Source organism: Streptomyces sp. CWNU-52B (assembly GCF_047444975.1).
Lineage (GTDB): Bacteria > Actinomycetota > Actinomycetes > Streptomycetales > Streptomycetaceae > Streptomyces.
The window spans coordinates 124579-150512 of record NZ_JBLFJV010000019.1; the positions used below are offsets into that span (position 1 = coordinate 124579).

At 71.1% G+C, this 25934-nt stretch carries 17 protein-coding genes, 1 tRNA gene and 1 pseudogene; 10 read left to right on the forward strand and 9 right to left on the reverse strand.

Annotation, left to right across the window (positions count from 1 at the left end; all coding sequences use genetic code 11):
• Nucleotides 1–80: 80 nt before the first annotated feature.
• The 5 genes from ACLVWQ_RS18425 to ACLVWQ_RS18445 form a co-directional block, all read right to left on the reverse strand.
• Complete coding sequence (locus ACLVWQ_RS18425) at nt 81–665, reverse strand: 50S ribosomal protein L25/general stress protein Ctc (RefSeq protein ID WP_414109928.1); 585 nt, start codon at nt 663–665, stop codon at nt 81–83.
• Between the two features lie 183 nt (nt 666–848).
• The gene (locus tag ACLVWQ_RS18430; RefSeq protein WP_414109929.1) at nt 849–1820 is read right to left on the reverse strand and encodes a ribose-phosphate diphosphokinase; all 972 of its coding nucleotides are present in this window, start codon (nt 1818–1820) and stop codon (nt 849–851) included.
• 121 nt (nt 1821–1941) lie between these two features.
• Nucleotides 1942–3435, reverse strand: a complete 1494-nt coding sequence (glmU, locus tag ACLVWQ_RS18435; RefSeq protein ID WP_414109930.1) for a bifunctional UDP-N-acetylglucosamine diphosphorylase/glucosamine-1-phosphate N-acetyltransferase GlmU — start codon at nt 3433–3435, stop codon at nt 1942–1944.
• Nucleotides 3436–3551: 116 nt separating this feature from the next.
• Nucleotides 3552–3623: transfer RNA gene (locus ACLVWQ_RS18440), tRNA-Gln, on the reverse strand.
• 14 nt (nt 3624–3637) lie between these two features.
• On the reverse strand, nt 3638–4513 hold the full coding sequence (locus ACLVWQ_RS18445) for a hypothetical protein (RefSeq protein ID WP_414109931.1): 876 nt from the start codon (nt 4511–4513) through the stop codon (nt 3638–3640).
• A gap of 167 nt (nt 4514–4680) precedes the next feature.
• Between ACLVWQ_RS18445 and ACLVWQ_RS18450 the strand changes: the two are divergent.
• Nucleotides 4681–6029, forward strand: a pseudogene (locus ACLVWQ_RS18450) (sensor histidine kinase).
• A 61-nt stretch (nt 6030–6090) separates the two neighbouring features.
• On the opposite strand, the gene ACLVWQ_RS18455 reads toward ACLVWQ_RS18450, so the two are convergent.
• Both ACLVWQ_RS18455 and ACLVWQ_RS18460 read right to left on the reverse strand, forming a co-directional pair.
• Nucleotides 6091–6597, reverse strand: a complete 507-nt coding sequence (locus ACLVWQ_RS18455) for an SUKH-3 domain-containing protein (RefSeq protein ID WP_414109932.1) — start codon at nt 6595–6597, stop codon at nt 6091–6093.
• Nucleotides 6598–6701: 104 nt separating this feature from the next.
• A complete protein-coding gene (locus ACLVWQ_RS18460; RefSeq protein ID WP_414109933.1) occupies nt 6702–7205 on the reverse strand; it encodes a YwqJ-related putative deaminase in 504 nt (167 codons plus the stop codon).
• Between the two features lie 248 nt (nt 7206–7453).
• Between ACLVWQ_RS18460 and ACLVWQ_RS18465 the strand changes: the two genes are divergently transcribed.
• From ACLVWQ_RS18465 to ACLVWQ_RS18475, 3 genes are all read left to right on the forward strand, one after another.
• On the forward strand, nt 7454–8479 hold the full coding sequence (locus tag ACLVWQ_RS18465) for an SMI1/KNR4 family protein (RefSeq protein ID WP_414110378.1): 1026 nt from the start codon (nt 7454–7456) through the stop codon (nt 8477–8479).
• 7 nt (nt 8480–8486) lie between these two features.
• Nucleotides 8487–11165: an SUKH-4 family immunity protein gene (locus tag ACLVWQ_RS18470; RefSeq protein ID WP_414109935.1), complete on the forward strand. Its 2679-nt coding sequence runs from the start codon at nt 8487–8489 to the stop codon at nt 11163–11165.
• A 207-nt stretch (nt 11166–11372) separates the two neighbouring features.
• Nucleotides 11373–12263, forward strand: a complete 891-nt coding sequence (locus tag ACLVWQ_RS18475) for a cellulose-binding protein (protein ID WP_414109936.1) — start codon at nt 11373–11375, stop codon at nt 12261–12263.
• A 69-nt stretch (nt 12264–12332) separates the two neighbouring features.
• Here the strand turns inward: ACLVWQ_RS18475 and ACLVWQ_RS18480 are convergent, their stop codons facing one another.
• The gene (locus ACLVWQ_RS18480) at nt 12333–13487 is read right to left on the reverse strand and encodes a serine hydrolase domain-containing protein (protein WP_414109937.1); all 1155 of its coding nucleotides are present in this window, start codon (nt 13485–13487) and stop codon (nt 12333–12335) included.
• A gap of 157 nt (nt 13488–13644) precedes the next feature.
• Here ACLVWQ_RS18480 and ACLVWQ_RS18485 point away from each other — a divergent pair, with 157 nt between their 5' ends.
• The gene (locus tag ACLVWQ_RS18485; RefSeq protein WP_414109939.1) at nt 13645–14337 is read left to right on the forward strand and encodes a TetR/AcrR family transcriptional regulator; all 693 of its coding nucleotides are present in this window, start codon (nt 13645–13647) and stop codon (nt 14335–14337) included.
• 31 nt (nt 14338–14368) lie between these two features.
• On the opposite strand, the gene ACLVWQ_RS18490 is transcribed toward ACLVWQ_RS18485, so the two are convergent.
• Nucleotides 14369–15859 carry an MFS transporter gene (locus ACLVWQ_RS18490; RefSeq protein WP_414110379.1) on the reverse strand — a complete coding sequence of 497 codons (1491 nt, stop codon included), beginning with the start codon at nt 15857–15859 and terminating at the stop codon, nt 14369–14371.
• 603 nt (nt 15860–16462) lie between these two features.
• Between ACLVWQ_RS18490 and ACLVWQ_RS18495 the strand changes: the two genes are divergently transcribed.
• The 5 genes from ACLVWQ_RS18495 to ACLVWQ_RS18515 all read left to right on the forward strand — a co-directional run bounded on the left by ACLVWQ_RS18495 (nt 16463) and on the right by ACLVWQ_RS18515 (nt 25784).
• Nucleotides 16463–17251 carry an ABC transporter ATP-binding protein gene (locus ACLVWQ_RS18495; RefSeq protein ID WP_414109941.1) on the forward strand — a complete coding sequence of 263 codons (789 nt, stop codon included), beginning with the start codon at nt 16463–16465 and terminating at the stop codon, nt 17249–17251.
• A complete protein-coding gene (locus ACLVWQ_RS18500; RefSeq protein WP_414109943.1) occupies nt 17248–19821 on the forward strand; it encodes an ABC transporter permease in 2574 nt (857 codons plus the stop codon). Before ACLVWQ_RS18495 ends, ACLVWQ_RS18500 begins: the two co-directional genes overlap by 4 nt.
• A gap of 416 nt (nt 19822–20237) precedes the next feature.
• Nucleotides 20238–23792 (forward strand): transcription-repair coupling factor, encoded by a 3555-nt coding sequence (gene mfd, locus ACLVWQ_RS18505; protein WP_414109945.1) that lies wholly within the window; start codon nt 20238–20240, stop codon nt 23790–23792.
• A gap of 404 nt (nt 23793–24196) precedes the next feature.
• On the forward strand, nt 24197–24943 hold the full coding sequence (locus tag ACLVWQ_RS18510) for an HNH endonuclease family protein (RefSeq protein ID WP_414109946.1): 747 nt from the start codon (nt 24197–24199) through the stop codon (nt 24941–24943).
• Between the two features lie 61 nt (nt 24944–25004).
• The gene (locus tag ACLVWQ_RS18515) at nt 25005–25784 is read left to right on the forward strand and encodes an N-acetyltransferase (protein WP_414109948.1); all 780 of its coding nucleotides are present in this window, start codon (nt 25005–25007) and stop codon (nt 25782–25784) included.
• The last annotated feature ends 150 nt before the right edge of the window (nt 25785–25934 follow it).

Here is a 25934-nt window from a genome sequence, read left to right on the forward strand (position 1 = left end):
CGGCAGTCCTCGACCGGCGGACACACACCGGCCGCCACCCCCGAAGGAGCGGCGGCCGGCGAACAGCGATCCGGTACGGATCAGGCCTCGGCGGCCTCGTCCGAAGCGTCGTCCGCGGGCTCCTCCGACTGCGCGGCCAGAACCTGCAGCACGACGGCGTCCTCGTCGGTGACCAGCGTCGTGCCCTCGGGCAGCGGGATGTCCTTCGCGAGGATGGCCGCACCGGCCTCCAGGCCCTCGATCGACACGGTGACCGACTCGGGGATGTGCGTCGCCTCGGCCTCGACCGTCAGCGTGCTCAGCACGTGCTCGAGCAGGAAGGAACCCGGAGCCAGGTCACCCTCGGTGTGCACGTACACCTCGACGCTGACCTTCTCGCCGCTCTTCACCAGCAGCAGGTCGACGTGCTCCAGGAAACCCTTGATGGCGTCACGCTGGACGGCCTTCGGGATCGCCAGCTGGGTCTTGCCCTCGATGTCCAGGGTCAGCAGGACGTTCGGGGTACGCAGCGCGAGCTGCAGCTGGTGACCCGGCAGCGTGATGTGGACCGGCTCGCCACCGTGCCCGTACACAACGGCGGGAACCTTGCTCTCACGGCGGATGCGGCGCGCGGCACCCTTGCCGAACTCGGTGCGGGTCTCGGCGGCGAGCTTGACCTCGGGCATAGTCACTCCTCGTAGAACAGGGGAAGCAGGGGAAGAAAGTCACCCGGCCACACCATCGGCCTGCTACGAAGAGCGCGTCGATAACGGACCGCCGCACCGAAACAGTGCGGCCTCCCTCGCCGAGCAACTGTCACAGCTTACGCGGCGGGGAGGCCGTACAAGAAATCGATCTACGCGGACCCGCTACTCGTCGAAGAGGCTGGTCACCGAACCGTCCTCGAAGACCTCACGCACCGCGTTCGCGATCGTCGGAGCGATCGACAACACCGTGATCTTGTCCAGCTCCAGCTCACCCGGGGTGGGCAAGGTGTCCGTGAAGATGAACTCACTGACCTTCGAGTTCATCAGCCGGTCCGCCGCCGGACCCGACAGCACACCGTGCGTCGCCGTCACGATGACGTCCTCCGCACCGTGCGCGAACAGCGCGTCCGCCGCGGCACAGATCGTGCCACCCGTGTCGATCATGTCGTCGACCAGGACACAGACCCGGCCCTCGACGTCACCGACGACCTCGTGCACCGTCACCTGGTTCGCGATGTCCTTGTCGCGCCGCTTGTGCACGATCGCCAGCGGCGCGCCCAGCCGGTCGCACCAGCGGTCCGCGACCCGCACCCGGCCGGCGTCCGGAGACACCACCGTGAGCTTCGAACGGTCCACCTTGTGGCCCACGTAGTCCGCGAGCAGCGGCAGCGCGAACAGATGATCCACCGGGCCGTCGAAGAAGCCCTGGATCTGGTCGGTGTGCAGATCGACCGTCAGGAGGCGGTCCGCACCGGCCGTCTTCAGCATGTCGGCGATCAGACGCGCCGAGATCGGTTCACGTCCACGGTGCTTCTTGTCCTGACGCGCGTAACCGTAGAACGGCATGATCACCGTGATGCTCCGGGCGGAAGCCCGCTTCAGAGCATCGATCATGATCAGCTGTTCCATGATCCATTTGTTGATCGGCGCCGTGTGGCTCTGAATCAGGAAGCAGTCGGCACCGCGGGCCGACTCCTCGTAGCGGACATAGATCTCGCCGTTCGCGAAGTCGAAGGCCTTCGTCGGGACGACCCCGACACCCAGCTGGTGGGCGACCTCCTCGGCAAGCTCGGGGTGGGCGCGGCCGGAGAAGAACATCATCTTCTTCTCGCCGGTCGTCTTGATCCCGGTCACAGCACTGTCTCCTCAGAGGTGTCTCAGCTGGATGTTGAGATGTGTTCTCGTGTGCGGTCTCAGCTGGATGTGCGGGTGTGCATCTATCACGGTACGCCGAGTGCGACCCGACCTTTTCCGGTCAGCTTTCGCCGGCCGCCTCGCGCGACGTCGCCTCGGCGGCCTTCGCGGCCGCGCTCCCCGGACGCTTACGGGCCACCCAGCCCTCGATATTCCGCTGCTGGCCACGGGCCACGGCCAGCGAACCGGGCGGCACATCCTTCGTGATCACGGACCCCGCTGCGGTGTACGCACCGTCCCCGATGGTGACAGGCGCCACAAACATGTTGTCCGAACCCGTCTTGCAGTGCGACCCCACCGTCGTGTGGTGCTTGGCCTCACCGTCGTAGTTCACGAAGACACTCGCCGCGCCGATGTTCGAGTACTCACCGATCGTCGCGTCCCCCACGTACGACAGATGCGGCACCTTCGTGCCCTCGCCGATCGTGGCGTTCTTCGTCTCCACATACGTACCCACCTTGGCCTTCAGGCCGAGACGGGTGCCGGGGCGGAGATACGCGTACGGGCCCACGTTCGCCTGGGGGCCGACCTCCGCGCCGTTCGCGACGGTGTTGTCGACCCGTGCGCCCGCGCCCACCCTGGTGTCGTTCAGGCGGGAGTTGGGGCCCACCTCGGCGCCCTCGGCCAGGTGCGTGGCGCCCTGGAGCTGGGTGCCCGGGTGCACGATCGCGTCCTGCTCGAAGGTGACGGTGACGTCGACCCAGGTCGAGGCCGGGTCGACGACGGTCACGCCCGCGAGCATCGCCCGCTCCAGCAGCCGGTCGTTGAGGATGCGGCGGGCCTGCGCCAGCTGTACGCGGTTGTTGATCCCGGCGATCTCACGGTGGTCGCCGGCCACGGCGGCGCCGACGCGGTGCCCGGCCTCGCGGAGGATGCCGAGGACGTCCGTGAGGTACTCCTCGCCCTGGCTGTTGTCGGTGCGGACCTTGCCGAGCGCGTCCGCGAGGAGCTGCCCGTCGAACGCGAAGACACCGGAGTTGATCTCACGGATCGCGCGCTGCGAGTCGGTGGCGTCCTTGTGCTCGACGATCGCCGTCACGGCGCCCGAGGCGCTGTCCCGGACGATCCGGCCGTATCCGGTGGCGTCCGGCACCTCGGCGGTGAGCACGGTGACCGCGTTGCCGTCGCCCGTGTGCGTCGCGGCGAGCCGCTGGAGGGTGGCGCCGGTGAGCAGGGGGGTGTCGCCGCAGACGACCACGACCGTGCCGTCGACGACGCCGCCCAGCTCCTCCAGGCCCATCCGCACGGCGTGCCCCGTGCCGTTCTGCTCGGCCTGCACGGCCGTGCGGACGCCCGGGGCGGTCTCGGCGAGGTGCGCGGTGACCTTCTCGCGGGCGTGGCCCACGACCACGATGAGCTTCTCGGGGTTCTCGGGGTCCAACTCGCTCGCCGCGGCGAGCACATGGCCGACGAGGGAACGGCCGCAGAGCTCGTGCAGGACCTTGGGTGTGGCCGACTTCATACGGGTGCCCTCACCCGCTGCGAGAACGACGACGGCTGCGAGTGGGGTCTCCCCTGCTCCGGAGCCGAGAGCTTGGGGAAGGTTGGCGCTCACGGATATGCCCTTCGGCTACTGGTGTCTGGGGTGCGGACATCCGCAGGATACCGGGACGTTTCAGGAGCGACATGAGAGCGGGCCCTGACAGGGATGTCAGGGCCCGAGCTGTGCAGCTCCGCCGGCTGGATTCGAACCAGCGTCTCAAGGCTCCAAAGGCCTGCGGGATGCCGCTACCCCACGGCGGATTGCTGCGCAAACCTTACCGGAGGAGGGGAGGGGCATGATCCCTGCCGGTGGAGTCCACCATCCCGGACCACCAGCCTTCGACACGGCGGTACAGCTCGGCCCCCTGCGATACGCGGACCACGAGGCAGCCCCGGTAGTTCTCGCCCACGTTCTTGCGGAGGGTCCTGGGGTTGTGCTTCTTGATGGTCGTCCTCTGGAACGCGCTGACGTCGACTCCGACCAGATCGGCCCAGTAGCGCTCGGCGCCGTCCACGTCGGCCGTCATGTGGATCATGACTCGGTACTGCAGACGTTCAGGCGTGACGCCCAGCAGGGTCAGCCACGCCAGGTAGAGCCGGATGACACCCGGGTCGCTGTTGACGAAGGTGACCGTCTCCCGCCGGGCGTACGGCTTGTCCTTCGAACCTTCGGCCCAGTACAGGGCGACTCCGGCCACGAACAGGTCCCGGCCGGTCATCGGGCCGATCTCGAGAGCGGCTGCCTCCTTCGTCCGCCTGCGTTCCTCGTCGCGTACCGCCAGTTCGTGCTCCCACCGTTTCTGTGCGGCCAGCTTCGCCTGTTCGACCGAGTCGCGGGGCTCCGGCTTCGGCAGGTCCCGTACCCATAGGGAGATCGAACTCTTCGAGCAGCCCAACTCGGCCTGGATGCGGTCGTAGGTCCAGCCCTGGAGGCGAAGCTCCCTCGCCTTCTTCCGCAGGTCGTCCTTGGCGCGGGGGCGCTTGGTCCACTCCGGTGGTGGCTCGCCTTTCACCAGTCGGTTGAGGATGTCGTTGTTGAAGATCTTCAGCTCGTCACGGATCCGCCGGAGGCTGTACCCCTCGCGGCGCAGGGCGATCGCCCGTTCCCGCAGCCCCTCGAAGTCCGCGTATTTTCTCTGCGCGTATGTCATAGGCATACCGTCCGGGCGGAATGCGGGCCTCCGGGGTCGAACGGTGGGCGATTCAGCAGTTCGAGGGATACCGGCCCGTTTCGCTTCTGTTCGATTACGTGGAGTGGTGTAGGCCAGTACGGGAAACTCACCGGAAAAGGGGCGGGCGGCGACCGTAGGCTGGAGGCATGACCACGACGGGGGAAGACCACACCTCGGCCTTGACCGGGCCGTGGTGGTGGGCGAGGTGGCGCAGCGCGGTGCTCGACGGGAGCCTCGCGGTGGTGTCGTCCGTGGAGTGCGCGGTGGAGGGGTTCCCGTTCGCGGACGCGGCGGGGGTCCCGGTGCCGGCGGGGATGTTGTTCGGGGCCGCGGCGGGGGCGATGCTGCTGTTCCGGCGGCGTTGGCCGATCGCTGTCGTGCTGGTGTCGATCGCGATCACACCGGCCCAGATGGGGTTCCTGATGGGGCTCGTCGGGCTGTACACGCTGGCGGCGTCCGAGTTGCCGCGGCGGATCATCGGGGCGCTCGCCGGCATGTCGATGCTGGGGATGCTCATCGTCACGTATGTGCGGGCGCACCAGGGGATGGTGCGGGGGGATGTGGCGCTGGGGGACTGGTTCGTGCCCTTCGTGTCGATCACGACGTCGCTGGGGATGACGGCGCCGCCGATTCTGCTCGGGTTGTACGTGGGGGCGCGGCGGCGGTTGATGGAGAGCCTGCGGGAGCGTGCGGACTCGCTGGAGCGGGAGTTGATGCTGCTGGCGGAGCGTGCGGAGGAGCGGGCGGAGTGGGCGCGTAACGAGGAGCGGACGCGGATCGCGCGGGAGATGCACGATGTGGTCGCGCACCGGGTGTCGTTGATGGTGGTGCACGCGGCGGCGTTGCAGGCGGTGGCGCGTAAGGATCCTGAGAAGGCTGTGAAGAACGCGTCGTTGGTGGGGGACATGGGGCGCCAGGCGTTGACCGAGTTGCGGGAGATGCTGGGGGTGCTGCGTACGGGGGACGGGTCGGCGAGGGCGGGGGCCGGGTTCGGGCCGGGGCAGGTGCAGGCGGTGCCGTTGGCGGCGGTGGGGGCGGCGGCCGCTGCGGCCGCCGCGGCGTCGCGGGTCGCCGAGGAGGAGGCGGCGGGGGANNNGGGCCGTGCCTTGATGATCTTGAGGAGTTGGTGGGGCAGTCGGCTGCCGCGGGGATGGTGGTGGATCTGTCGGTGGAGGGGAAGGCGCGGGCGTACGCGTCGGCGGTGGAGCAGACCGCTTATCGCGTGGTGCAGGAGGCGTTGACGAACGTCCACAAGCATGCGGCGGGGGCGAAGACGCGGGTGCGGCTGGCGCATCGGGGGGTGGAGATCGCGATGCAGGTGGAGAACGGTCCGCCGCCGGAGCCGGGGGCCGCGTCGGATGCCAGGCTGCCCAGTGGGGGGAATGGGCTGCTGGGGATGAAGGAGCGGGTCGTGGGGCTCGGCGGGGTGTTCGTGTCGGGGCCGACGGACGCGGGTGGGTTCCGGGTGTCGGCGGTCATTCCGGCCGGGGCGTGAACGTCCCTGAGCGTCCGTGAACGTCCCTGAGCGTCCGTGAACGTCAGGGGGCTGTGTCGGTTCAGCCGACGGTCAAGCGTACCGGTTCCCTGCCCGCGATGAGGGTGGTGAGGGCCTGGTCGATGTCGGCTCCGACGTACCAGTCGCCGGTGTGGTCGAGGGTGTAGACGCGCCCCATGGTGTCGATGGCCAGGAGGGCTCTGCTGTCGGTCTCCTCGCCGAGGGGGGCCACTTCGGTGTCCAGGGCTCTGCCGAGGTCGGCGAGGGTGCGGGCCATGTGGAGGCCGTGCAGGGGGTCCAGGTGCAGGGGCGAGGAGGCGATCTGCCGGCCGGCCTCGGCGGTGCTGAGGTGGAGCCCGCCGAACTCCGCCCAGGCTTCCACCGCGGCCGGGAACACGGCGTGGCGGTGCCCTGCGGTGGACTCGTGGTCGCGCAGGGTGTCGGCCCAGAATTCGGCTTGTTTTATGTCCCAGCGGCCCGGTCGCCAGCCGGCGGAGCGCAGTGCTGCGTCGACCTGGACGGAGAAGCGGGTGGTGGAGGTGGAGGCGGCGGTGCGTTCGGTGTGCATCTGCCTTCGCGATCGGTCCGGGCTGCCGGTGCGGGGTGGCGGGTTCGCGGCCGGCGGCTTCTGGTGGCGTCGGTGGCGCCTTGGTGGGGGTGGGAGGTGCGGGGTCAGTTCTCCTGGGTGGTCGGGTCGACGATGCGTACGCCGAAGTGGGCGCTGAGGGCGGTGCAGGCGCGGCAGGGTGGGGCGAAGCTGCCGTGGAGGGGGTCGCCGTCCTCGCGGATGCGGCGGGCGGTGAGTTTGGCCTGTTTGAGGGATCTGCGGGCCTCGCCGTTGGTCATGGGTTTTCGGGCGGCGCGTTTGGAGCGGGCTTCGTCGGCGGTGCCGAGGTGGCGGGAGATGAGGATGGCTTCGGCGCAGCGGCCGGTGAAGCGGTCGCGCTGGCTGCTGGTGAGGGTGTCGAGGAAGTCTCGTACGAGGGGGTGCAGGGGTGGTGGCTGGTCGCCGCGGCCGGCTGTGCCGGTGAGGGTGGCGCCTCGTACGGAGAGGGCGGCGGCGATGGTGGGCAGGATGCCGTCGCGGCGGTGGAGGAGGGCCGGGGCGGCGGGTGTCTCGGTGCTGCTCCAGCCGACTCGTGGATCTCCGGACGTACCTGTCTGCGTCGTGCTCATTGTCTCGTTCCTCCCCTTATTGCATCCCCCGGTGCTTGGACAGAGTGCCAAACTCCGGGGCCTGTGTGGAAGCTGAGGAGGTCCGACACGCGAGGTCTTCGTCGTACCGTCACGGCTCGATGACGGCAGGTCACGGAACCGGTGTGTGGTCGGCCGGTGCGGGGGAGGAGGCCCGGTGACCGGTGTCGTTCCACCGCATAGGCTGTCGGCATCCGCGATCCTTCAGAATGCCGCAGGGGGCAACCGCCATGACGACAGGTCGGCTCGGGCTGGGGGCACCTCCCGGCCGCCAGGCCGCGGGACAAGCCGCGCCGCCGAACGCGGCTTATGCCGGGCAGGTCGTGCACTTCCCGGATCCGGTTCGGGCGGCACGTCACCCGAGAGGGGTACGTATCGACGAGGTCGGGTATCCCGACTTCTCGTTCTATGCGCGTGCGGCTGCCGAGATCGCCGATCCGCCGGAGGGTTTCGGTGTCGACGAGTTGCGGTTGACCGATTATGTGTCGGCGAACGCCGCGCTGGCGGCGTCGGGGCATGAGCTGTGGGACACGATTCCGGCGGTGGCGACTCCGCACGGCTGGACGTGGCACCACGTGCCGCGTTCGCGTCGGCTGGAGCTGGTGCCGGTCGAGGTGAAGGCGCTGCTGCGGCATCACGGTGGGCTTGCCACGGCGGTGGTCGACCAGGGCAAGCGGGGTACGCGGCCGTTGCAGGAGACGCGGCCCGCGCACTTCGGGCTGCCGAAGGCGTCGGTCGCGGTGACCGAGCAGCAGGTGCTGGGGGTCGAGGAGGATCTCGGGTACCGGTTGCCGGGTGCGTACCGGTCGTTCCTGAAGGCTGCCGGTGGGTGTGCGCCGAGTGGGACCGCGTTGGACGCGGAGCTGGGGTTGTTGCTGGACCAGCCGTTCTTCACGGTGCGGGACGAGGCCGCCGTCAACGATCTCGTCTATGTGAACAAGTGCTTGCGGGACCATCTGACCAAGGACTACCTGGGTGTCGGGTTCGTGCAGGGCGGGCTGCTCGCGGTGAAGGTGAAGGGCGAGCGGGTCGGTTCGGTGTGGTTCTGCGCGTACGACGACGCCCGTGACCAGGACGCGTGGCCGCCCGCGGAGCGCGTGCAGCGGCTGCTGCTGCCCTGTGGTGACGACTTCGATCAGTTCCTGTCCCGGCTGGCGGGCAGTCCGCCGGAGCTGGAGACGGTGGCGAACCTGATGGTGGACGGTGGTTTCGCGCGGGCGGTGCCGGTGTCCGCCGTGTCTTCGGTGGGGGAGTGAGCGTCCGATGGTGACCTTCGCGCAGGCGCAGGAGCGCGCGGAAGAGTGGATCAACGGGGACCTGCCCGGTTATCAGCACCGTGAGGTGCGGGTGCGGGAGTTCGATCTCGGGTTCGTGGTGTGGGCGGAGGACCGGGCGGACGGTCCGCGTTCCGACGGTGGTGCCCAGCGGCTCGTCATCGCGCGGGACAGCGGGGACGCCACGTTGTGGCCGTCGCTGCCGGTGGGTGAGGTGATCCGCCGGTACGAGGAGGAGTACGGGCTGCCGGACCCGGTGTCCGACCAGGCGCCGGTGCCCCCCGCGCGGGTGGACCTCAACCAGACGTCGTTCCTGCTCACTCCGCCGGAGTGGCTGCAGGAGGCGGCGGACCGGATCGGGATCCCGGACCGCCGGGACGGTACGTCGGGCGGGGCGGGGACCGGTGCGGGCGCGGGGGCTGGTTCCCGGCCGGGCGCCGCCGCTGCCGCGGTTCCTCCGGCGGACGCCGCGCCTGGCGCGCACGGCGGTCCTGGGGGTCCTGGCGGGCCCGTGGGGCCGTTGCCCGAGACGTTGCCGGGGCCCGCGGCCGGCGCGCCCGCCGCTCCGGGCGGGGGGACGCCGTGGCCCGCGGCGGGCGGGGGCGTACCCGCTGCCGCGGATGTGCCTGCCGACGCGACTCCGTGGGCCGGGACGGACACGAACGCCGAGTCCGACGACCGTTCGGTGCCGCTGCCCGCGACGGTGTACGCGCCGCAGCTCCGCGATGTCGGCGACGGTGTCACGCCGCCGCCCCCGCCGCAGACGCCGCCGGAGGCCAGGACCAAGCTGATCTCGGGCGGCAGCCAGTTGCCGCGTACGAGTGCCGTGCCCGCGCTGGACGAGCAGCAGCCGCCGCAGCCGCAGTCCGGTCCGGGTGCGCAGGGCGGCCGGCCGTTGCCGCCCGGTGCCGGTGACATCGCCGACGCGGCGACCAGCAAGGCGCAGGCTCCGCCGCGTGGTGCGCGGGGTGCGGGTGCGGCCGGTACGCCGCCGCCTCCCGGGGCGCCCGGTACGCCGGGCGCGCGGCCGGGTGCTCCGGCCCCGGCCCCGGCTCCGGCGTCCGGCCCCGGTGCGCCGGGTGCCCCGGCCGGTGGGTACGTGCCGACGCAGCTCGTCTCACAGCTCGGCCCGGACGGGCCGGAGGGCCCCGGAGGCCCGGCGGGACCGTCAGGGCAGCCGGGTCAGCCGGGTCCGTCGGGCGGCCCCAGGGCTCCGCAGCCTCCGGGTGCTCCGGGCGCCCCCGGTGCCCCGCAGGGTCCCGGTGCTCCCCACGCTCCCGGTGGTACGCCCGCCGGTGGGGTCCATCACGCGGCGACCATGCTCGCCGGCCCCGCGGTCGGCGGCCCCGGTGCCCCCCCGCCGCCTCCGGGCGCCCCGGGTGCTCCCGGCGCGCCCGGTGCTCCCGGTGTGCCGAGTGCTCCGGGTGCTCCGGGTGGTACGCCGCCCGGTGGGGTCCATCACGCGGCGACCATGCTGTCCGGTCCGCCGGTCGGTGGTCCGGGGACGGCTCCGCCGCCGCCCCCCGCCCCGGGTCCGCCCGGGATGCCGCCCGGCGCCCCCGGTATGCCGCCGCCCGCCCCGCACCTGGCCGGTCAGCAGTCCTTCCCGGGGCAGGGGCCGTTCCCCGGTCAGCCGGTGCCGGGGCAGTCGTTGCCCGGACAGCCCCCTGCCTACGGTTACCCCCAGCAGGCCCAGCCCACGGTCGGCCCCGGCTACCAGGCGGTCCTGCGCTACCGCGCCCAGGACGGCAGCGAGCAGCAGCTGATCCGGCGGTCCGCGCCGGGCACCCCGCATCCGGAGTGGCAGATCCTGCACGAGCTGCGGGCTATGAACGTGCCGCCGCAGCAGGTTCTGGAGCTGCACACGGAGCTGGAGTCCTGTGAGCTGCCGGGCGCGTACTGCGCGCGGATGATCCGGGAGACCTGGCCGCAGGCGCGGATCACGAGCATCGCCTCGTACGGCACCGATCATGCGAGCCGCCAGCAGGGCATGGCTCAACTGCTCGCGCATCAGGGTGAGTTGCATCAGGTGGCGGACGGTCCGGCGCGGCCGGGTCCGGTGCGGGCGCCGTTGCCGCCGGTCCAGTCGGCGCCTCCGGTTCCGCCGGAGGCGATCGCGCAGGAGCTGGCGGGGGCGTTCGGTCCCGGGGTGTTCCGGTTCGACCAGGCGGCGGTGTCGCGGCAGGGGGTGCCGCCGATCGTGGCGCACACCCTGGTGGTGGCCGGGCTGCCCGTCGACATGAACCCGTTCTTCTGGGCGCAGGCCCAGCCGGGCCGTCCGGTGCCGACGCTCGCCGAACTGGCGCAGGAGCGCGGGGTGCAGCCGGCCGCGGACGCGGGCTCGTACCTCGTCATGGGCAGTGACTTCGGCAAGGCGGTCTGTGTCCAGTACGGGACCGCGAACATCGTGGCCGTGCCGGTGGAGGCGGGTCCCGGCGGTGCCGCCGTGCCGCCGCAGTTCGTCAACACGGGGCTGCCCGAGTTCGCGCGCAGTCTCGCGCTGCTGGGCCGGATGTGGCGGCTGCGGTTCGGGCTCAACCAGGAGCAGGCGGGGCGCTGGACCGTCGATTTCCAGGCGCAGTTGGCCGCGATCGATCCGGCGGCCCTCGGGTCGCCGGAGGGCTGGTGGTCGGTGCTGCTGGAGCAGATGTGGGACGGCTTGCTCTGACCTCGCGTCACTGAGTCCGGGCGACGGCGCCGGGCGAGAGGGCCGGGCCCGGTCGACCGACCGGGCCCGGCCCTTTTGCGCGGAGTGTCGTGGTGGGGGCCCTTCTGTCTGATCCGCCAAGATGTGCGGCACATCGTGATGTACGTCGTACGGCATGCGTCGTACGCCGTGGTCGCACGCAGGACACGCAGGAGAGGGGATTCGAGGATGGGCAACGCGTCGGTGTCGTCTCAGGGCTTCGAGGTCGTACGGGGGCGTGGTTACCGTCCCGAACAGGTCGACGCGTATGCCGCGACGCTCTCGGCGGGCCGGGACGCCGCGTGGGAGCGGGCCGCCCGGCTGACCGTGCTGGCCCGGGAGATGGAGGCCGAGGCGCTGCGGCTGGGCGAGGTCGTGACGGGTCTCGCGCCTCAGACGTACGAGACGCTGGGCGGCCGGGCCCGGCTCCTGTTCGAGCTGGGTGAGGAGGAGGCCGAGGCGGTGCGCGAGGGCGCGCGGCAGCAGGCGCTCGGGGTTGTGGAGGAGGCGCGGGCGGCGGCCGAGCGGGTGTCCGAGGCGGCGCGGGCGGACGCCGACGGGGTGCGCGGGGAGGCCGACGAGCGGGCCCGGTACCGGCTGCTGGCCGCGCAGGCCGAGGCCGACGAGATGCGGGTCTCCGCGCGGCGCGAGGTGAAGGAGGGACGCGGTGAGGCGCTGGCCGCGCTGCGCGAGACGCGGTGGCGCAGCGAGAGCCTGGTCGCGGAGCAGGAGAAGGAGCACGCCGAGCGCTGGGAGAGTGCCGTGCGTGAGGCCGACGAGCGGGAGGCGGTGTTCGAGGCGCGCCACGGTGAGCTCGTCGCGCGTGCCGAGGAGAGTGCGGCCGAGGCGGGGCGGGACCTGGCCGAGGCCCAGGAGTCGACCCGGCATCTCCTGGAGGACGCGGACGCCCGCGCCGCCGACCTGCTGACGAGGGCCAGGGCGCTGGAGGAGCGCCTCGCCCGTGAGACGGAGCGGGTCCTGCGCGAGCACAGCGAGGAGTGGGACGGCGTACAGGCGCACATGGACCACGTACGCAGCAGCCTGGCGGCGTTGACGGGACGGGAGGCGTCGGCGGAGTAGCGCCGCCCGCCCGCGTGTCGGCATCGCCCCGTCGGCCCCGTCCGCCCCGTCAGGACTGTCCGCCGTGCATCACTGTCCGCCGTGCATCGCCACGCGGTAGAGGGTCGCGAGTGCGGCGTCGATGGGGTGGGGCTGCGGCCTGCCGGAGGGGTCGAGTCCGTGCCACCTCTGGAGGTTCACCGCGACGGACATCTGCCGCCGGCCGTCGGCGCGGATCATGGTCAGCGTTCCGGCGCCCCAGACCGTGCCGCCGTGGCCCCAGAAGGTGTCTGGTCCGGGAGCCGGCCGGCCGGGGGTCTCCATCGGGTGCAGGCCGAGGCCGTACTCGATCGTCCTTCCCTCCTGCGAGACGACCGGGACCGTGCGCCGCATCTGCGCGAGGGACGACGGGCTGACGATCTCCCCGGCGAACAGCAGGGCGAAGAAGCGGTTGAGGTCCGCGACGGTCGATATCAGGGACGCCGAGGGGCCCACCCACGACATGTCGTAGACGGAGTAGTCGCGCGGCGGGTCGATCATGCCGAACCACGCCTCGTAGATCCGCGAGTGCGGCCCGTCGATGTGCGGTCCGGCGGGGAGTTCGGTGTCCCGGAGCCCGGCGCGCTCGATGACGTTCTCGGTGATGCACCGCTCGGCGGTGCTGCCGGTCACGTGTTCCAGTAGTTCGCACAGGAGCAGGTAGTTGGTGTTGGAGTACATGCCCGGAGTGCCGCCCGGGGTGTTGGCGGCGGGCGCGGCGACCCCCATCCCGATCAGCTCGGTGGGGTGGAACCGGGTGAACCGGTGGTCGTCCAGGCTCCGGGGCCCGGTCTCGGCGAGGGCGGGGAACGCTCTGAGGGACGGGTAGGCGTAGGGGAGGTACTCGGCGAGGCCGCTGGAGTGGTCGAGCAGCATCCGGACGGTGATCGCGGCGCCGCGTTCGCCGGGGACCAGCTTCGGAAGGTACCGGCCGATCGGTGCGTCGAGATCGATCCGGCCGCTCTCCGCCTGCTGCAGAATCGCTGCCGCGGTGAAGGTCTTGGTGACGCTGCCGACGCGGTGCCGCAGGCCGGCGGTGACGGGGCGCCGGGTGGTGACATCGGCGACCCCGGCGGCGCCCTGCCAGACCTGGTCGCCGTCCCGTACTTCGGCGAACAGGCCCGGCATCCCGGCGCGGTGGACGTTCTCGATGGCGGCGTCCAGTTCTGGGGGATTCAGCCCTGTGGGTTCCGTCGGGTTCCTCATGGTGTGTGTCCTCTCATGGTCCTTTTCGTAGGCCGTGTCGTATGCCGATGACGTGTGTACGCCCTGGGCCGAGCGCATGCCCTCATTATGCACGCGGTGCGTGCAACGCCAAGTGCATAGGTAGGCTGAAGCCGGACGACCCGACGAGAGGGGCGGAATGACAGGCCGAAGGCGCTGGTCGACCGAGGAGATCCTGGACACGGCGGCCGAGCTGTTGCGGACGGGCGACGCGGGGTCGTTCAGCGTGCGCAAGCTCGCCGCGACGCTGGGGACCGACTCCTCCAGCCTCTACCGGCACTTCCGCAGCAAGACCGAACTGCTGCGCGCGGTCGCCGACCGGATCCTCCTGACCGCCATGGACGGCCACCGGCCCGAGGGCGATTGGCGGCAGCGCATCACGGTCCTGGCCCTGCGGGTGCGGGAGGCGTTCGGCAGGCAGCCCCAGCTCGCCGCGGTCTGGGGGCGGTACGCGTCGAGCGGCACCGGTTCCCGGCTGGTCATGGAAGAGGTGCTGCAGGCCCTGCGTGCGTCGGGGCTGCCCGACGAGCAGATCCCGGCGCGCTACCACCGGATCGCGGTCCTCATCGCCGCCCTGATCGCCGCCGAGGCCGGGGGCAGCGCGCTCACCGCCGAGGAGCACGAGCAGGGCATGGAGCTGTTCCGCGTGGCGGTGCTCGGCGCCGACCCCGAACGGTTCCCCGCCCTGGCCCACTTCGGCCGGGACATCCGCCCGCTGGGAGCGGACCGCAGGGCCGCGTTCGAGGAGATCCTCGCGACCCAGCTCGCCGAGATCGAGCTGGCGATCGGCACGAGCCGGCCGCCGGACACCGGCCGGTCCCCGGGGCCCTGAGCCCTCGGGGGTCCGGAGTCCCCGGGGCTGCTCAGTCCCCGGGGCTCTTCAGTACGGGGAAGCGGCGCGGGGCCACGAACAGCAGGATCAGGAAGGCGGCCGCGGCCGCGCAGGCCGCGCCGAAGTAGACGGAGTGGACCGCCTCCGCGACCGCTCGGCGTACGTGTTCGGCGGGTGCGCCCGATTCGAGTGACGTGGTCACCGAGTCGAGGTCGCTCGCGCCGCCCAGCCGCGCGGCCAGTACGCCGTTGGCGACCGCCCCGAACACGGCGGCGCCGATGGTCTGGCCGCTCTGGCGGCAGAAGAGGACGGAGGCGGTGGCGGTGCCGCGTTCCGCCCAGTCGACGGACGACTGGACGCCGATCAGCAGGGGGAGTTGGAAGAGCCCGAGCGCGCCGCCGAGGAGGAACATCAGGGTGGTGGGCTGCCAGGCCTCGCCGGGATAGGGCAGGAACGGGAAGGCGAGCAGGATCAGCGTGGCCGTGCCGATGCCGAGCATCGCCGTGTTGCGGAAGCCGATACGGCGGTAGACGTGCTGGCTGAGGGCCGCCGACACCGGCCAGCTCAGCGTCCATACGGAGAGCACGAAGCCGGCGGTGACGGGGGCGAGGCCGAGCACCGCCTGCGCGTACGTCGGCAGGAAGACCGTCGGGGCGACCATGAGCAGGCCGAGCGCGCCGAGTGCCAGGTTCACGGCGGCGATGGTGCGCCGGCGCCAGACCCAGCCGGGGATGATCGGTTCGGCCGCCCGGCGTTCGACGAGTACGAGGACGGCGACGAGCCCGAGTCCCGTACAGAACAGGGCGATCGAGGGTGCCGAAAGCCACGGCCAGGCCACCCCGCCCTGCACCAGCGCCATGAGGAGCACGCCGCCGCAGGCGAAGACGGTGAGCGCGCCCGCCCAGTCGATGCGCGGCCGGCGGGCGGGGGCGGCCCGCTCCGGCTCGTGGAGGTGGCGGATCAGCAGCCAGAGGGCGACCGCGCCGAGCGGCAGGTTGATGAGGAAGATCCAGCGCCAGTCGGCGTACGCGGCGAGCACTCCGCCGAGTCCCGGGCCCGCGACCGCCGAGACGGCCCACACGGTGGACAGCTTGGCCTGGATCTTGGGGCGTTGTTCGAGGGGGTAGAGGTCGGCGGCCAGCGTCTGGACCGTGCCCTGGAGGGCGCCGCCGCCGAGGCCCTGGACGATCCGGAACGCGATCAGCGCGGCCATGTTCCAGGCGAGCGCGCAGAGCAGGGAGCCGAGGAGGAAGAGGATCGAGCCGGCGATCAGGATCGGCTTGCGGCCGAAGGTGTCGGAGAGCTTGCCGTAGACGGGCAGCGTGACGGTCACGGCGAGCAGATAGCCGGAGAACAGCCAGGAGAAGAGGGCGAAGCCGCCGAGGTCGCCGACGATCTGCGGGACGGCGGTCGACACGATGGTGGAGTCGAGCGCGGCCAGGCCCATGCAGAGCATGAGGGAGGCGACGACGGCCCGGCGCCCGCGCAGGGCCGGGGGACGGTCCGCCGTCGCCTTCCGTATGCCGGGCGATCCGGGGGACCCGGGTATGCCGGGCGTGCCGGGTGATGATCCGGGTGTGCCGGGTGTCGCGCTGTCCACCGGATGTCTCCCCTGTGTCCCGTGTATCTCGTGTGTCCGTGTGTCGTCCCGCGTCCCGGGGACGGATTCATTTCCCCTGCATCGTGCATCTACCTGCGTCGGACACTCTCCCACCTGGGCACCGTGGCACGGGAGGGCGCAATCGGGTGCGCCCGGAGGTGGAGGCAGCCCTGAGCGGGGCTCCACCGGTGGGTGGAGATCCCCTAGGGGAGCCTCAGTACTACGGCTCGGGGTGGTTTCGTACCGCCGGAGGACGAGACGGTGGGCGGGTCGTCCTTAACCTGGCTTTATGCCGCTGAGGGCGGTGTCCCGCACCTTCGGGGGTGGGGTTTACCCCAGCAGAAGACTGCGCTGGGCACCAGCGCGGTGCACCGCCCTCCGCAGCGAGACTGATGCCTGTCACCGCACGGCACGGGTGGGCGCCGCGGACCGCGGACGACGAACCGCAGACGACGAACCACGAACCACGAAGCACAGACCGCAGATCATCGCTGCCCTGGCAGCGACCGACTTAGGAGACATACCGTGACATCGGCTGTAACCATTCCCAGGCACGGGGGCACTGGAGAGCGTACGGCCGTTGCCGCGCGGGCACGGCAGGTCGTCAAGGCGTACGGGTCGGGGGAGACCCGTGTCGTCGCCCTGGACCACGTCGATGTGGACATCGCACGGGGGCAGTTCACCGCGATCATGGGCCCCTCGGGGTCCGGCAAGTCCACGCTGATGCACTGCCTCGCCGGGCTCGACACCGTCTCCGCCGGGCAGATCTTCCTGGACGAGACCGAGATCACCGGGCTCAAGGACAAGAAGCTCACGCAGCTGCGCCGGGACCGGATCGGCTTCATATTCCAGGCGTACAACCTGCTGCCGACGCTGAACGCCCTGGAGAACATCACGCTGCCGATGGACATCGCGGGGCGCAAGCCGAACAAGGGCTGGCTGGCGCAGGTCGTCGAGACCGTCGGGCTCTCCTCCCGGCTGAAGCACCGGCCCAACCAGCTCTCCGGCGGCCAGCAGCAGCGGGTCGCGGTGGCACGGGCACTGGCCGCGCGGCCCGAGATCATCTTCGGTGACGAGCCGACCGGGAACCTCGACTCCCGCGCCGGCGCGGAGGTACTGGGCTTCCTGCGCCGCTCGGTCGACGAGCTGGGCCAGACCATCGTGATGGTGACGCACGACCCGGTCGCCGCCTCCTACGCGGACCGCGTGCTGTACCTGGCCGACGGGCGGATCGTCGACGAGATGCACCGGCCGACCGCCGACGCCGTCCTCGACCGCATGAAGGACTTCGACGCCCGGGGGCGTACGTCATGACCGTCTTCAAGACCTCGATGCGCAACTTCTTCGCGCACAAGGGACGCATGGCCCTGTCGGCCGTGGCGGTCATGCTGTCGGTGGCCTTCGTCTGCGGCACCCTCGTCTTCACCGACACGATGAACACGACGTTCGACAAGCTCTTCTCGACGACGTCGTCCGACGTCACGGTCTCCCCCAAGGGGGCCTCGACCGACGACACCCCGCAGAACGGCAGGCCGGAGTCGCTGCCCGCGTCGCTCATCGACCGGACGCAGAAGGCCGAGGGCGTGAAGGCGGTGGAGGGCGCGGTCAGTTCGATGAACGTGACCGTCGTCGACAGCGACAACAAGAACATGGGGTCCAGCACCGGCGCCCCGACGATCGCGGGCAACTGGACGAAGAACGACCTGCGGGCGATGGAGATCACCTCCGGGCACGCCCCGCGCGGGCCCACCGAGGTGATGGTCGACGCCGACACCGCGGACAAGCACCACCTCAGGATGGGTGACGAGCTGCGGACCATCGCCGTCACCGGTGACTTCAAGGCGAAGATCGTCGGTATCGCCACCTTCAAGGTGACCAACCCCGGCGCGGCGATCGTCTACTTCGACACCGCCACCGCCCAGCGCGAACTGCTCGGCTCCACCGGCCGGTTCACCCAGATCAACGTCACGGCGGCCGCCGGTGTGAGCGACGAGCAGCTCAAGCGGCACGTCGCCACGACCCTCACGGGGACCGACGGGGCGTTCAAGGTCCAGACGCAGAAGGAGCTCTCGGACGAGAACCGCGAGGGCATCGGCGAGTTCATGGACGTCATCAAGTACGCCATGCTGGGCTTCGCCGGGATCGCCTTCCTCGTCGGCATCTTCCTCATCATCAACACCTTCTCGATGCTGGTCGCCCAGCGCACCCGGGAGATCGGCCTGATGCGGGCCATCGGCTCGTCCCGCAAGCAGGTCAACCGGTCCGTGCTGGTCGAGGCGCTGCTGCTCGGCGTCGTGGGCTCGGTCCTCGGTGTCGCCGCGGGCGTCGGTATCGCGATCGGCCTGATGAAGCTGATGTCGGCCGCCGGCATGAACCTCTCCACGGCCGACCTGACGGTGAAGACCGCGACCCCCGTGATCGGCCTGGTCCTCGGTGTCGTCGTCACCGTCCTCGCCGCCTATCTGCCGGCCCGCCGCGCCGGCAAGGTCTCCCCGATGGCCGCGCTGCGCGACGCCGGTACGCCGGCCGACGGCCGCGCCGGCTGGATCCGCGGCACGCTCGGCCTGCTCCTCACAGTCGCTGGCGGCGCCGCCCTCTTCACGGCGGCGGGCGCCGACAAGGCGAGCGACGGTTCGCTGATGCTGGGCGCCGGTGTGGTGCTCTCGCTGATCGGGTTCGTCGTCATCGGCCCGCTGCTCGCGGGCGGTGTGGTCCGGGTCATCAGCGCGGTCCTGCTGCGGGGCTTCGGTCCCGTCGGCCGCCTCGCCGAACGCAACGCGCTGCGCAACCCGCGCCGCACCGGTGCCACGGGCGCGGCCCTGATGATCGGCCTCGCGCTGGTCGCCTGCCTCTCCGTGGTCGGCTCCTCGATGGTGGCCTCCGCGACGGAGGAGCTCGACAAGTCGGTCGGCACGGACTTCATCGTGCAGGGCAACCAGCGGATCGTGCCGCAGGCCCAGAAGGCGATCGAGTCGACGCCGGGCCTGGCGCACGTCACCAACTACAAGATCGTCGAGGCCGAGCTGACCTCGCCGGACGGCAGGACGGAGAGCAGCGACGTCACGGCCGCGGACCCGACGTACACGAGTGACCTGAGCCGCGAGACGATCGCCGGTGACCTGTCGGCGGCGTACGGGAAGAACGCGATGTCGGTCGGCTCCGAGTACGCCAAGAAGCACGGCGTGCGGGTCGGCGACACGATGACCGTCGCCTTCAAGGGCGGCCGGAGCGCGAAGCTGAAGGTCGCGGCGGTCACGGACGACGACGTGGCCCTCGACAAGGGCTCGCGCTACCTGAACATCACCACGCTGGAGCAGTACGTCCCGGCCGACCAGATCCCGCCGAACGAGATCATGTTCGCCACGGCCGAGGAGGGCCACGAGAAGGCGGCGTACGCGGCTCTGAAGAAGGCCCTGGACCCGTACCCGCAGTACCAGGTCCGTGACCAGACCGACTACAAGCAGCAGCTGAAGGACCAGATCGGCCAGCTCCTGAACATGGTCTACGGTCTGCTGGCCCTCGCGATCATCGTGGCGGTCCTGGGCGTGGTGAACACCCTGGCGCTGTCGGTCGTCGAGCGGACCAGGGAGATCGGCCTGATGCGCGCGATCGGCCTCTCGCGGCGGCAGATGCGGCGCATGATCCGGCTGGAGTCGGTCGTCATCGCCCTCTTCGGAGCGCTGCTCGGCCTGGGCCTGGGCATGGGCTGGGGCGCGACCGCGCAGCGGCTCCTCGCGCTGGAGGGCCTGAAGGTCCTGGAGATTCCCTGGCCGACGATCATCGGGGTGTTCATCGGCTCGGCGTTCGTGGGGCTGTTCGCGGCGCTGGTGCCGGCGTTCAGGGCGGGCCGGATGAATGTCCTGAACGCGATCGCAACGGATTAGCTGCCGCTGGCTGAGCGGGTTGGGCCGGTTGAGCTGGTTGAGTGTCCACCACGTACGGGGGTCGTGGTGGGACGGTAGCCCGGTGTCGGCGAGTCTTCGGACTCGGCGGCGCCGGGCTGTCTGTCGTCTGCGGGCCGTCTGTGGCTGGTCGCGCAGTTCCCCGCGCCCCTGAAAAGCGGGCTGCGCCCTGCTTTTCGTCTTTCAGCCCGTCCGGCGTTTGAGGACGAGCGCGTTCAGCGCGATGCGGGGGTCTGGGGGCGGAGAAAGGGATGGTGTCCATACGCGCGGGCGGGGAGCATCCCGGCGTCGTACCCTGGACACCCCCGGCCCGTCAGACGTGTCGGGCCGTCGGCGTTGCCCCCGCCTCGCCGCCCCCGACCCCCGACACCCCCAGATTCTCGGACGGAAGCCTTTCCATGAGCCTGCACGGTCTGCTCGACGCCGTCGTCAAGGACGCCGCACTCACCGAAGCGGTGAAGGCCGCCGGCGACGGCAACCGCATGCACATCGACCTGGTCGGCCCGCCCGCGACCAGGCCGTTCGCGGTGGCGGCGCTGGCCAGGGAGGCAGGGCGCACGGTGCTCGCGGTCACGGCCACCGGCCGGGAGGCCGAGGACCTGGCGGCGGCCCTGCGCTCACTGCTGCCGGCCGACACCGTCGTGGAGTACCCCTCCTGGGAGACACTCCCGCACGAGCGCCTCTCCCCGCGCAGCGACACCGTCGGCCGCAGGCTCGCCGTCCTGCGCAGGCTCACCCACCCGCGGACCGACGACCCGGAGACGGGCCCGGTCTCCGTCGTGGTCGCCCCGGTCCGCTCGGTCCTCCAGCCCCAGGTCAAGGGCCTCGGCGACCTGGAACCGGTGGCCCTGAGGACCGGCCAGAGCGCCGACCTCGGCGACACCGTGGCGGCCCTGGCGGCAGCCGCGTACGCCAGGGTCGAGCTGGTGGAGAAGCGCGGCGAGTTCGCCGTACGGGGCGGGATCCTGGATGTCTTCCCGCCCACCGAGGAGCATCCGCTGCGCGTGGAGTTCTGGGGCGACGACGTCGAGGAGATCCGATACTTCAAGGTCGCCGACCAGCGGTCCCTGGAGGTCGCCGAGCACGGACTGTGGGCGCCGCCCTGCCGGGAACTGCTCCTCACGGACGACGTACGGGCGCGGGCGGCCACGCTCGCCGAGGAGCACCCCGAGCTGGGCGAGCTGCTCGGCAAGATCGCCGAGGGCATCGCGGTCGAGGGCATGGAGTCCCTCGCCCCGGTCCTCGTCGACGACATGGAACTGCTCGTGGACGTACTGCCCAAGGGCTCGATGGCCCTGGTCTGCGACCCGGAGCGGGTGCGCACGCGCGCGGCGGACCTGGTGGCGACCTCGCAGGAGTTCCTCCAGGCGTCCTGGGCGGCGACGGCCGGCGGCGGGGAGGCCCCGATCGACGTGGACGCGGCGTCCCTGTGGTCCATCGCGGACGTCCGGGAGCGGGCCCGTGAGCTGGACATGATGTGGTGGTCGGTGTCGCAGTTCGCGGCGGACGAGACGTTCACATCGGCCGCTGACGCGGCGGGGGACGCGGACACCCTGAAGCTCGGGATGCACGCGCCCGAGACCTACCGCGGCGACACCGCGAAGGCCCTCGCGGACACCAAGGGCTGGCTGGCGGACGGCTGGCGCACGGTGTTCGTCACCGAGGCGCACGGCCCCGCGGCCCGTACCGTCGAGGTGCTCGGCGGGGAGGGCATCGCGGCCCGCCTGGAGTCGGACCTCGGCACGCTGGCCCCTTCGGTGGTGCAGGTGGCGTGCGGCTCGATCGACTTCGGGTTCGTCGACCCGGCGCTGCGGCTCGCCGTGCTGACCGAGACCGACCTGACCGGGCAGAAGGCCGCGGGCAAGGACGGCGCGCGGATGCCGGCCCGCCGCCGCAAGACCATCGACCCGCTGACCCTGGAGACGGGCGACTACATCGTCCACGAGCAGCACGGCGTCGGCCGGTACATCGAGATGGTCCAGCGGACGGTGCAGGGCGCGACCCGCGAGTACCTCGTCGTCGAGTACGCGCCCGCCAAGCGCGGTCAGCCGGGCGACCGCCTGTACATCCCCACCGACCAGCTGGAGCAGATCACCAAGTACGTGGGCGGCGAGGCCCCGACGCTGCACCGGCTCGGCGGCGCCGACTGGACGAAGACCAAGGCGCGCGCCAAGAAGGCCGTCAAGGAGATCGCCGGGGACCTGATCAGGCTGTACTCGGCCCGGATGGCGGCCCCCGGGCACGCCTTCGGCGGTGACACGCCCTGGCAGCGCGAGCTGGAGGACGCGTTCCCGTACACGGAGACGCCCGACCAGCTCACGACGATCGCCGAGGTCAAGGACGACATGGAGAAGACGGTCCCGATGGACCGGCTGATCTGCGGCGACGTCGGTTACGGCAAGACGGAGATCGCGGTCCGCGCGGCCTTCAAGGCGGTGCAGGACGGCAAGCAGGTCGCCGTCCTCGTCCCCACCACGCTGCTGGTGCAGCAGCACTTCGGGACGTTCGGCGACCGTTACTCGCAGTTCCCGGTGAACGTACGGGCCCTGTCGCGCTTCCAGTCCGACACGGAGTCGAAGGCCACCCTTGAGGGCCTGCGGGAGGGCTCGGTGGACGTGGTGATCGGTACGCACCGGCTGTTCTCCACGGAGACCAGGTTCAAGGACCTGGGGCTCGTCATCGTCGACGAGGAGCAGCGTTTCGGCGTCGAGCACAAGGAGCAGCTGAAGAAGCTGCGCGCCAACGTGGACGTGCTGACGATGTCCGCCACGCCGATCCCGCGCACCCTGGAGATGGCGGTGACTGGGATCAGGGAGATGTCGACGATCACGACACCCCCGGAGGAGCGGCACCCGGTCCTGACCTTCGTCGGCCCGTACGAGGAGAAGCAGATCGGCGCCGCGATCCGCAGGGAGCTGCTGCGGGAGGGCCAGGTCTTCTACATCCACAACCGGGTCGAGTCGATCGACCGGGCCGCGGCGCGACTGCGGGAGATCGTGCCGGAGGCGCGGATCGCGACGGCCCACGGCCAGATGTCCGAACAGGCCCTGGAGCAGGTGGTCGTCGACTTCTGGGAGAAGAAGTTCGACGTCCTCGTCTCCACGACCATCGTCGAGTCGGGCATCGACATCGCGAACGCCAACACGCTGATCGTGGAGCGCGGCGACAACTTCGGCCTCTCCCAGCTGCACCAGCTGCGCGGCCGGGTGGGCCGCGGCCGTGAGCGCGGCTACGCGTACTTCCTGTACCCCCCGGAGAAGCCGCTGACGGAGACGGCCCACGAGCGCCTCGCGACCATCGCCCAGCACACGGAGATGGGCGCGGGCATGTACGTGGCGATGAAGGACCTGGAGATCCGCGGCGCGGGAAACCTGCTGGGCGGCGAGCAGTCGGGTCATATCGCGGGCGTCGGCTTCGACCTGTACGTACGCATGGTGGGCGAGGCGGTGGCGGACTACCGCGCCTCCATGGAGGGCGGTGTGGTGGAGGAGCCGCCGCTGGAGGTCAAGATCGAGCTCCCGGTCGACGCGCACGTCCCGCACGACTACGCGCCGGGCGAGCGGCTGCGCCTGCAGGCCTACCGCTCGATCGCCTCGGTCAACTCCGAGGACGACGTCAAGGCGGTACGCGAGGAACTCGTCGACCGGTACGGAAAGCTCCCCGAGCCGGTGGAGAACCTGCTCCTGGTGGCGGGGCTGCGGATGCTCGCGCGGGCGTGCGGGGTCGGTGAGGTCGTCCTCCAGGGCAACAACATCCGGTTCGCGCCGGTGGAGTTGAGGGAGTCCCAGGAACTGCGCCTGCAACGCCTCTACCCGGGAACAGTGATCAAACCGGCCGCCCACCAGGTACTGGTCCCCCGCCCCAAGACAGCAAGGGTCGGCGGAAAACCGCTGATCGGGAGGGACTTGCTGGCCTGGACGGGAGAGTTCCTGGCCTCGATCCTGGGTTCATAGAAACCCACTCGGAGGAGCCCCCGCCCCAAGGCCCTATGGGGCGCGGGGAACTGCGCGCCCAGCCACGACGCACCCGCAGGTAAGGAGCGGGGTCCTCGACGGCAGCAGCGTCGCGACCCCGTGCATCCGCGGCCCCGCCCCGCGACGGGACCGGCCGACTCGTCGAGCTGCTGGGCGAGTTCCGGGCAGCGGTCCTCGGCTCGGGACTGCTGCCGCCGGAGACGACACCGGAGACGGCACCAGGGACGGGGAAGGTGCGAGTCCGCGACGCCGCACCACCTCGGTCGCGCCGGTGGTGCGCCACTTGCCCGCCGAAGTACCTGTAAGTCCGTACTCCTGCTGTTCTTGTCCCAACTCCGGGCAAGTACGGTGAGGTCCAGGAAGACCGCCCGCTCAGGGCGGACATGGGCAGGCAAGAAGAGGGAGCGCCCGTGACGTTCTGGACCAGGGCCGCCGGCGTCGCGGCTCTGCTGCTCGCCGCGACCGGCTGTACCGCGGAGACGACGACCGGTTCCGCCGGACCCGAGGAACCGGCAGGTGCGGGCGGAGCCGCCCTCAGTGCCGTCGACTCACTGACCGTCAAGGGGAGGGCGCCGAAGACGGGATACGACCGGGACAAGTTCGGCACCCCCTGGGCGGACACCGACTCGAACGGCTGCGACACCCGCGACGACATACTCAAACGGGACCTGAAAGAGGTGAAGTTCAGCGGCGGTGAGTGCAGCGTGCGCACGGGCAGGCTCGACCCCGATCCGTACACCGACGAGCACGTCACCTTCGTCCGCGGCGGTCGCAGCGAGGTCGACATAGACCACCTCGTCGCGCTGTCGGACGCCTGGCAGAAGGGCGCCCAGAAGTGGGACCCGAGCAAGCGGATAGCTCTGGCCAACGACCCGCTGAACCTCCTCGCCGTCGACGCGGGACGCAACCGCAGCAAGGGTGACGGGGACACCGCGTCCTGGCTCCCGCCCAACAAGGCGTATCGCTGCGCGTATGTGGCCCGGCAGGTGGCCGTGAAGAAGAAGTACGAGCTGTGGGTCACCGACGCGGAGAAGACCGCGATGAAGAAGGTGCTGTCCACCTGCGCCGGGCAGAAGCTCCCCTCGGGCGGAACCTCGACGCGGGCGCCGAGCAGGTTCCACGCGAAGTGAACGGGCCGGGTCCGGGAGAAACCGGTTCCGCCGGAGCCGGGCCGGTGCCTACCGTGTCGGCATGGTGCTGAGAATCGCGAGCCTCGCCGAGCGGCCCGAGATGCACGGCCGGGTGACGGGAATGGCCGACACCTGGCCGGAGTTCCTGCGCAACGACCCCGTCGGCAACGCGCACTACGGCCGCATCGCCGAGGAGCTGCCGGAGTACGTGCTGTTCGCCGAGGACGAGAGCGGCGAGGTGGTCGCGCACGCGTACAGCGTGCCGTTCGCCCTCGGGAGCCAGTCGGACCAGGCGGGTCAGGCGGGTGTCGGGGGCGCGGGGCCTGGCGAGCTGCCCGCGCGGGGCTGGGACGAGGTGCTGGTGTGGGCGTTCGGGGACCGGCGTCGCGGCGTCACGCCCGACACGGTGAGCGCCATCTCGATCGTCGTCGCCCCGCCCGCCCAGGGCACCGGCCTGTCGGCCCGGATGCTTTCGGCGATGCGTGACAACGCGCGAGCGCGGGGCTTCGGCGAGGTCGTCGCTCCGGTGCGGCCGAGCGCGAAGCACCTGGAGCCGCGGACGCCGATGGCGGAGTACGCGTTCCGCACGCGCGACGACGGGCTGCCGCACGACCCGTGGCTGCGGGTGCACGTCCGGGCGGGCGCGCGCATCGAGGCGGTGGCCCCTGCGTCGATGACCGTCGCCGCATCGCTCGACGAGTGGCGGGAGTGGACCGGCCTGCCGTTCGACAAGGAGGGCCTGATCGAGGTGCCCGGCGCACTGGTGCCGGTGCACTGCGAACCGGCCCGCGGATACGCGGTGTACGTCGAGCCCAACGTGTGGGTACGGCACGTCCTTTGAGGGAGGCGCGGGCCCGGCGTACGGGTGAGGCACACCTGACAAAGCCACACCCCGCGGCCGCCACGGCGGGCGCTGCTCGGGCCGGGCCGTGCCGTCCGAGGCGGCGGCGGTGACCAGCACGACAACGGTTCGGTACAACCCTGGACCAGT